Here is a 6,908-nt window from a genome sequence, read left to right as displayed (position 1 = left end):
CAGCGGGCCCCGTTCGCGTCCGCCGCCGCGCGGGTGCGCGCCCTGCCGCACGCCCTCCGGGTGGTGCTGCTGGTCGCGCTCGGGATCGTGGCGGTCGCGCTGTCGGTGGGCGTCGCCGTCACGCTCGGCCCGGCCGACGTGTCGCTCGTGAACGTGCGCGACATCCTGCTCAACCACGCGGGGCTCGCGGAGATCCCGGTGCGGGTCTCCGAGGACGCCATCGTCTGGCAGGAGCGCCTCCCGCGCGCCCTCGTCGCGGCGGCCTGCGGCGCGGGCCTCGGCCTCTGCGGCGTCGTGCTGCAGTCCCTGCTGCGGAACCCGCTCGCGGACCCGTTCGTGCTCGGCGTCTCGTCCGGCGCCTCCACCGGGGCCGTGCTCATCGGCGTGCTGGGACTCGGCGGTGGCGCGATCGGCATGTCCGGCGGCGCCTTCATCGGCGCGCTCGTGGCGTTCGGCTTCGTGCTGCTGCTCGCGCGCTTCTCCTCGGGCGGCACGGCCGGCGTGATCCTCGCGGGCGTCGCCGGCACGCAGCTCTTCTCCGCGCTCACCTCGCTCGTGGTCTTCGCGTTCGCGGACTCCGACGAGACGCGCGGCATCATGTTCTGGCTCCTCGGATCACTCGAGGGCATGCGCTGGGACGAGGTCGGACTCAGCGTCGGCGTCGTCGCGATCGGCGCGATCGTGTGCCTCGCCTCCGCGCGCTCCCTCGACGCGTTCGCGTTCGGGGAGGAGGTCGCGTCGTCGCTCGGGATCCACGTGGGCCGCACCCGCACGATCCTCCTGGTCGTCACCGCGCTCCTCACCGCCACCCTGGTGAGCATCGCCGGGGCCATCGGCTTCGTGGGCCTGGTGCTCCCGCACGCGGCGCGCCTGGTGTTCGGGCAGCGCCACGCGCGCGTCGTCCCGGCGACCATCGTGCTCGGCGCCGTGTTCATGGTGTGGGTCGACGCGGTGTCGCGGCTCGCGTTCGCGCCGACGCCGCTGCCCGTCGGCGTCGGCACCGCGCTCGTCGGCGTCCCGGTGTTCATGCTGCTGCTGATGCGCAACCGGGGGCGCGCATGACGCTCGAGGCGCGCGCGGTCAGCTGGTCGCGGGGCGGCCGGCTCGTGGTCGACGGCGTCACGCTGGAGCCCGCACCCGGATCCACCGTGGGGCTCCTCGGGCCGAACGGATCCGGCAAGTCGTCCCTGCTGAAGCTGCTGCAGGGCGCCGCGTCGCCGGACTCCGGCCGCGTGACGCTCGACGGCGCCGACCTCGCGGGGATCCGGCGCCGCGACGTCGCGCGAAGGGTCGCGACCGTCACCCAGCACGGGGAGACCGAGGTCGACATCGTGGTGCGCGACGTCGTGCGCCTCGGTCGCACGCCGTACCGCACGCTGCTCGGCGGAGACACCGCGGAGGATCGGGCGGCCATCGACCGGGCCATCGCGCACGTCGGGCTCGAGGCGAAGGCCGACCAGGCGTGGCGCACGCTCTCCGGCGGCGAGCGCCAGCGGGCGCACATCGCGCGCGCCCTCGCGCAGGAGCCGCGCGAGCTGCTGCTGGACGAGCCGACCAACCACCTCGACATCCGCCACCAGCTGGAGCTGCTCGCGCTCGTGCGGGACCTGCCGGTGACCACCGTCGTCGCGCTGCACGACCTGAACCTCGCGGCGATGTTCTGCGACGCCGTGCTCGTGCTGCGGGCCGGTCGCGTGGTGGCGGGCGGGCATCCGCGCGAGGTGCTCACGCCGGAGCTCATCGCCGACGTCTACGGGGTGCGGGCGCGCATCACGCACGACGAGGCCGTGGGATGCGCCCGCGTGCTGTTCGACGCGGCGCCGCTCTAGTCGCGGGCGGCGTCCTCGGGCGGATCCGCCGGCTCGGGCGCGCACCCGCACGACCGGCCGACGACGAGCGTCGGCGTGAACGACGCGTGGTGCGGGGCGCGCGCGGGATCCGGCGCGACGAGTCGGGTGACCGCCTCCTCGGCCATCTCCTCGACCGGCTGGCGCACGACGGTGAGCTGCGGGGTGGCGTATGCGGCCTCGTCCGTGCCGTCGAAGGACACCACGGCGACGTCCTCGGGAACCCGCAGCCCGAGCTCCCCGAGCGCGCGGAGGGCGCCGACGGCCTGCATGTCGGAGCTGGCGAAGAGCGCGGTCGGCCGGTCGGATCCGCCGAACAGCCGCAGGGCGCCGAGGTAGCCGCCCTCGCGTGTGAAGGACTCGCGGGCGATGGGGCCGTCGGGCAGCCCGGCCGCGCGCGTCGCGTCGTGCCAGCCCCGCTCGCGCGCCTCGACCTCCGCGCCGCCGATGACGAGCCCGATGCGCGAGTGCCCGTGGGAGACGAGGTGCTCCACGCCGATGCGCGCGCCCTCGCGGGCGTCGACGCCCACGGTCTCGATGCCGTCGTGCGCCGAGAACGTGTTGAGCAGCACCACCGGCACGCCGAGCGTCGACGGGTCGACCACCGTCGTGTCGTGCTGCACGGTGCTGACGATGATCCCGTCGACCTGGCGGGCCGTGAGCGTGCGGATGAGCGACCGCTCGAGCTGCGGGTCGTTCCCGCTGTTCACGAGCAGCACGGCGTGGCCGTGCCGGGCGGCGCACTGCTCCACGGCCACCGCCATCTCGGCGAAGTGCGGGTTGCCGATCTCCGGCACGACGAGCCCGATCATCTGCGTGCTGCCGGTGCGCAGTGCGCGCGCGCTCGCGTTCGGGCGGTAGCCGAGCACGCGGATGGCGTCGCGCACGCGGGCGGCCGTCGCCTCGGCGACCGGCCGGGGCCCGGAGTTGACGACGTAGCTGACCACCGCGGTGGAGACGCCGGCGTACCGGGCGACGTCGGATCGCGTGACCTGGCCGCGGGGGAGGGGACCTGAGGTCGCCATGCTCCTCGCTCCTCCCCGCCCGGCCGGGCCCGACGATCCGATCGTCGCGCGGGTCAGCGGGATCCTGCGGCGATCCTATCCGCGTCGTCCCCGCGGGACGCCGCCGCCGGGTCGGCGGGTGCGTCGCCGAAGTCGCGCACGTCGAGGCGCTCGCCGCCCTGCAGCGCCGACCGGTGGGCGACGATGCCGGGCATCGTGTACCTGGCCGCGACCCAGGCGTTCACGGGCGGGAGCGTGCCGTCGACGACCGCGCGGACGAAGTCGTCCACGAGGAAGTGGTGGCTGCCCTCGTGGCCGCTGGGCATGCCGCGGTACACGTCCGGCAGGCGGTCGACCTCGTGCACGGGGGCGTAGCCGGAGACGAACGCCTCGCGGAGCTCGGGCGCGACGTGCGCGAGCGACGGGTCGTCGAGCGACATGCTCGGCTGCGTCGTGAGCTCCTCGGTGACGTCCGTGACCTCCTCCTTGTCCTGCCAGACGCTGACCGTGGCGATCTGCTCGAAGCTCGCCTCGGTGCCGAAGTAGCGGAAGCGGGACTCGCGGATGTGCGACGGGTAGCCGACGCGGCGCATCTCGTTGATCCGCATGACGCCGCCGTCGGCGAGCTCGAACAGCGCGGTCGCGTTGGAGAAGTCGTTGTCGAACTGGCTGACCTCGCGGTCGAAGACGCCGTCGCCGCGGTCGTCCTTCACGCCGATGCAGCTGACGCTCACGGCGTGGCCGGGGATCGCGCCGAGGACGCCGCCGATCGCGTGCGTCGGGTAGTGCATGGGCGGGTAGCTCGCGGTGCGCTTCCACTCCTCGCCGCCGCTGTACTGGTACGCGGCGTAGAAGCCGAGGTCCATGTCGTGGACGTAGTCGCCCTCGGCGTAGAAGATCCGCCCGAACGCGCCCTCTGCGGCCTTCTTGCGCGCGAAGACCGTGGCGGGGTTGTAGTAGCTCGTCTCGCCCATCATGTAGGTGAGGCCCGTCTCGCGGACCGCCTCGATGATCGCGGCGATCTCCTCCTCGGAGAAGGCCATGGGCACGGCCGAGTACACGTGCTTGCCCGCGCGGAGCGCCTGGACGACGAGCGGTCCGTGGGTCCAGCGCTGCGTGAAGATCGCGACCGCGTCGATGTCGGTCTGGAGCATCGCGTCGAACGACTCGACGGCGCCGTCGAGCCCCTCGCGCTCCACGAGCTCCTCGGCCCGCTCGGGCAGCAGGTCGGTGACGAGGACCCGGTCCACGTCGGGGTGGACCTTGAACAGGGTGGCGAACGAGCCGGCGAACTGCCCGGCGCCGACGATCCCGAGGTTGAGCATGTGCGGCCTTTCGGTGATGAGCGTCATCGCTCAGCGGGTGCGGCAGCGTCGTCGCGACGGGGCCGGAGCATCGTCGGCGGCGCTGTCCGTCGAGTCTGCCCGGTGGTGTCTACTCGTGTAAACCCCTCATGCGGATCCGCCCGGTCTGAGCGGCCCGTGACGCCGGATGCAGGTGCGCCACGAGTAGACCCGGCTCACGCGCGGGAGTCGAACCGCAGCACCCGCGACCCGTGGGCCGGCACGTCGAGCACCACGGCGTCGCCCTCCAGCCCCACGGGCTCTCCCGTCCAGGCGTCGGTCACCGTGTCGCCCGCCCCGGGGCGCCGTCCGACCGAGCTGAGCGGGATGCGCCGCGAGGCGGGCTCGTCGCCGAGCTGGAACACCGCGACGTAGCCCGCGTCCGCGTCGGTCGCCTCGGCCGTCCAGACCACCAGGTCGTCCTCGCGGATCACCTCCCGCCCGTCGCGCGAGTGCTGGAGGATCCGGATCATCGCGGGCACGGTGAGCAGGGCGATCGTCTCGGGTCGGCTCCGGGGCAGGTCGCCGCCGTACATGAGCGGCGAGCGGGACATGATCCAGAGGCTCATGAGGGTGCGCTGCTCCTCGAGCGTGAGGCGGCTGTCGCGGTCCTCGCCGCGCTCCGCCCGGATGCCGATGCGGCCGAGCGGCAGCATGTCGGCGTCCGCCCACGCGCCCGGCCGCTGGAACGGCGCCCAGCGCGCCATCCGGCTGAACTGGTCGAGCACGTCGCTCCAGCGGTCCCACAGGTCGTCGGACACGCGCCACATCTCGGCGTTCTCCCGCAGGTGGTCGAGGTGCGCGGTCGAGAGGTGCGTGCCCGGCGAGAGGCTCAGCACGATGTCGCGGCCCGAGCGCTCGATCGCGCGGTGATAGGCCTGGATCTCGCGGTCGTGGTACGGGCTGAGCATGTCGTCCGCCTTGACGAGGTCGACGCCCCAGGCCGCGAACTGCTCCAGCTGCGCGTCGTAGTAGGCCTGCGCGCCCGGGACGTCGTGGTCGAGCCCGAAGTTGTCGGGGTTCCAGGAGCAGGTGGACGCGGTGTCCGCGACGCGCGCTGCGGTGGTGTCCGTGCCCTTCACCGGGAGGTCGCGCGCGACGGCGAGGCGCGGGATCCCCCGCATGATGTGCAGGCCGAAGCGGAGCCCCAGGTCGTGGACGGCCGCCGCGAGCGGCCCGAAGCCGGCGCCGTCCGCGGCCGACGGGAACCGGTTGACGGCGGGCATCTGGCGCCCGAAGGCGTCGAGCTCGACCGGCGGATCCTCGTTGTAGCCGCCGGCGCGCGCGGTCGGCTCGTACCACTGGATGTCGACGACGACGGTGTCCCAGCCGTACGGGAGCAGGTGCTCCGCCATGAACCGGGCGTTGGCCATCACCTCCTCCTCGGTCACGGCCGTGCCGTAGCTGTCCCAGCTGTTCCATCCCATGGGGGGAGTGAGGGCGGTCATCGGTGTCCTTCCGTCGTGCGGGCGGGGTGGGGCGAGGGGGATCCGGCTGCCGCGCGAGGGCGCCGGGGAGCGGCCGTCGACGGGGTCACCGCGGGGCTACTGTCGGGGGATGAGCGAGCCGCGACGCGCCAAGCAGCCCGGCCTCGCGGACGTCGCGCGCCTGGCCGGCGTCTCCAACGCCACCGTGTCGCGCGTGCTCAACGGCAGCGCGCAGGTGAGCGCCGCGCGACGCGCGGCGGTGACGCGGGCGGTCGACGAGCTCGGCTACCGGCCGAACGAGGCGGCGCGCGCGCTGGTCAGCGGGAGGAACCGGCTCGTCGGCGTCCTCGCGGAGGACACGACGCGCTACGGGTTCGCCTCCACGATCCAGGGGATCCAGGAGGCGGCCATCGCGCACGGCCTCCTCGTGACGGTCGCCGTGGTGCGCACCGGGCACGCCGACGACGCGCGCGAGGCCGTGGACCTGCTGCTCCGGCTGCCGCTCGCGGGCGTGGTGGGGATCGAGTTCGACAGCCCGGTGAGCCGCGCCCTCGAGCTCCTGCCCGCCGACCTGCCCGTCGCGTCCGCGACGCTGATGGGCACGCACCTCTCGGGCGTGCCGCACGCGCACATCGACGACGAGGTCGGCGCGCGGCTGGCGACGGATCACCTGCTGGACCTCGGCCACCGGACGGTGCACCACCTGAGCGTCGACCACCCGTCGGAGTCCGGTCGCGGACGCACGCGGGCGTACCTCGACACCCTCGAGCGGCGCGGCGCTCCCATGCCCGAGGTGATCATGACGGGGTGGCACCCGCTCCAGGCGCACGACGCGACCCTGCGGGCGCTCGACGACGGCGTCACGGCGCTCTTCTGCTTCAACGACGACATCGCGCTCGGGGCGCTCCGGGCGCTCTCGGAGCGCGGCCGCCGGGTCCCCGAGGACGTGAGCCTCGTCGGCTTCGACGACGCGACCTTCTCCCAGGTCGTCTCGCCCGCCCTCACGAGCGTGCGCATGGACTTCCGCGGCCTCGGCCGCGCGGTGCTGGAGCAGCTCGTCGCACGGATCGAGGACGCCTCCGCCCCCGACGACGTCGACCTCCCGGCCGAGCTCATCGTGCGCGAGAGCACCGCGTCGCCGCGCTGACGGATCCGCCCCGCCTCCCGCGGACACGGGCTCAGCGGACACGCGCTCAGCCGACGCGCACGCGGTACATGCGCGCGCCGGCGGCGCCCGTGCCCGCATCGCCCGAGTCGAGCCGCATGCCGCCGGCGATCCGCGCGGCG

The 6,908-nt window shown here is 74.1% G+C and carries 6 protein-coding genes; 3 read left to right on the top strand and 3 right to left on the bottom strand.

Annotated elements, in window-relative coordinates; all coding sequences use genetic code 11:
- Nucleotides 1-33: 33 nt before the first annotated feature.
- Entirely contained in the window at nucleotides 34-1,062 is a 1,029-nt protein-coding gene (locus DZG00_RS10500; RefSeq protein ID WP_199689811.1) for a FecCD family ABC transporter permease, read from the top strand.
- Nucleotides 1,059-1,829: an ABC transporter ATP-binding protein gene (locus DZG00_RS10495; RefSeq protein WP_119381984.1), complete on the top strand. Its 771-nt coding sequence runs from the start codon at nucleotides 1,059-1,061 to the stop codon at nucleotides 1,827-1,829. The genes DZG00_RS10500 and DZG00_RS10495 overlap by 4 nt, the downstream gene beginning before the upstream one ends.
- On the opposite strand, the gene DZG00_RS10490 is transcribed toward DZG00_RS10495, so the two are convergent.
- The 3 genes from DZG00_RS10490 to DZG00_RS10480 all read right to left on the bottom strand — a co-directional run bounded on the left by DZG00_RS10490 (nucleotide 1,826) and on the right by DZG00_RS10480 (nucleotide 5,642).
- Complete coding sequence (locus tag DZG00_RS10490; protein WP_119381983.1) at nucleotides 1,826-2,872, bottom strand: LacI family DNA-binding transcriptional regulator; 1,047 nt, start codon at nucleotides 2,870-2,872, stop codon at nucleotides 1,826-1,828. The two genes, DZG00_RS10495 and DZG00_RS10490, sit on opposite strands and share 4 nt — an antisense overlap.
- A gap of 53 nt (nucleotides 2,873-2,925) precedes the next feature.
- The gene (locus tag DZG00_RS10485; RefSeq protein ID WP_233549044.1) at nucleotides 2,926-4,203 is read right to left on the bottom strand and encodes a Gfo/Idh/MocA family protein; all 1,278 of its coding nucleotides are present in this window, start codon (nucleotides 4,201-4,203) and stop codon (nucleotides 2,926-2,928) included.
- 167 nt (nucleotides 4,204-4,370) lie between these two features.
- Entirely contained in the window at nucleotides 4,371-5,642 is a 1,272-nt protein-coding gene (locus tag DZG00_RS10480; protein WP_233549043.1) for a glycoside hydrolase family 27 protein, read from the bottom strand.
- A gap of 109 nt (nucleotides 5,643-5,751) precedes the next feature.
- Between DZG00_RS10480 and DZG00_RS10475 the strand changes: the two genes are divergently transcribed.
- Nucleotides 5,752-6,768 (top strand): LacI family DNA-binding transcriptional regulator, encoded by a 1,017-nt coding sequence (locus tag DZG00_RS10475; protein WP_119381981.1) that lies wholly within the window; start codon nucleotides 5,752-5,754, stop codon nucleotides 6,766-6,768.
- The last annotated feature ends 140 nt before the right edge of the window (nucleotides 6,769-6,908 follow it).

Origin of the sequence: Clavibacter lycopersici (assembly GCF_003576405.1) — a bacterium.
Classification (GTDB): Bacteria; Actinomycetota; Actinomycetes; order Actinomycetales; family Microbacteriaceae; genus Clavibacter; species Clavibacter lycopersici.
Note: the sequence above shows the minus strand (reverse complement) of the source record. Positions and strands in the feature narration are given on the sequence as shown.